Origin of the sequence: Stenotrophomonas sp. GbtcB23 (assembly GCF_019091045.1) — a bacterium.
In the GTDB taxonomy this organism is placed as follows: domain Bacteria; phylum Pseudomonadota; class Gammaproteobacteria; order Xanthomonadales; family Xanthomonadaceae; genus Stenotrophomonas; species Stenotrophomonas rhizophila_A.
Map to the genome: position 1 here is coordinate 1 of NZ_JAGXKC010000380.1, position 277 is coordinate 277.

1 protein-coding gene is annotated in these 277 nt (G+C 63.5%); it reads left to right on the forward strand.

What is annotated here, in order from left to right; all coding sequences use genetic code 11:
• A partial coding sequence (locus KVS69_RS19480; protein WP_217539621.1) for an HAD-IC family P-type ATPase occupies positions 1-277 on the forward strand: 277 nt, incomplete at both ends.

The following is a 277-nucleotide window of genomic DNA, read 5'->3' on the forward strand; positions in this document are numbered from 1 at the left end:
TCATGTTCGTCATGGTTACCGTGGTTTTCTTCGCCAATGCCCTGCTCGGGCGCCCCCTGATCGATCCCATCCTTTTTTCGCTGGCGCTTGCCGTCGGGCTGACGCCGGAACTGTTGCCCGCCATCATCAGCGTCACGCTCGCGCGAGGAGCACGCACCATGGCCGCGAACGGCGTCATCGTGCGCCGGCTCGAAGCGATCGAGAACCTCGGCAGCATGGATATCCTGTGCACCGACAAGACCGGGACGCTGACGCGAGGCGTGATCCATCTCGACGG